General features: G+C 74.7%; 1 protein-coding gene. It reads right to left on the bottom strand.

Features of this window, described 5'->3' with window-relative positions; all coding sequences use genetic code 11:
* Nucleotides 1-111: 111 nt before the first annotated feature.
* Nucleotides 112-578 (bottom strand): hypothetical protein (locus I6F37_RS38510; RefSeq protein ID WP_225154144.1); only part of this gene is annotated, 467 nt, incomplete at its 5' end.

The following is a 578-nucleotide window of genomic DNA, read 5'->3' as shown; positions in this document are numbered from 1 at the left end:
CCTCACGCGCGGCCTCGACCGTTTCGGACGGCCACGAGAGGCGGACGAGCGCGCCGCCGTCGGCGGCGGCGCGCAGCGGACCGAGCGGGCTGTCGAGGGTCGTCGTCGCGGTCACCGGCGTCGTCGGTTGGCGGTCTGCACGGCGATCGCGGCGCCGGCGACGTGGTCGGTCGCCAGCACGTCGGCGCCGGTGGCGAGGTAGGGCGTGTAGAGCGACGCATCGGCCGAGGTGAGGGCGGCTTCGTCGGTTTCGAACGTACCCGCCTGCACCCGGAGGCCCGCCGCGTGGAGGCGCGCGACGACCGCAGGGTCCGGCACGCCTACGCCCGCGAAGACGATCACGCGCGACACGTCGAGCCCGGACGCCAGCAGCGCCTCGGCCTTGGCGATCGTGAGGATGTCGGCCAACCAGCCGGACCCGCCGGTGACCGACCCGACCTCGGCAGCACCGACGATCAGCCGGGTCGCAGCGTCGGGCTCGCCCGACGCGATCAGGAGCCGGGCTTCGACGAGCAGCACGCTCGTGGCCAGCCACGCCTCCGGGTGCGGTCCGGAGCAGAAGGCCACCAGCTCGAGAC

This window comes from Bradyrhizobium sp. NBAIM08, from assembly GCF_020193935.1.
In the GTDB taxonomy this organism is placed as follows: domain Bacteria; phylum Pseudomonadota; class Alphaproteobacteria; order Rhizobiales; family Xanthobacteraceae; genus Bradyrhizobium; species Bradyrhizobium yuanmingense.
The sequence above is the reverse complement of the archived record's forward strand: the minus strand, read 5'-3'. Positions and strand labels throughout refer to the sequence as shown.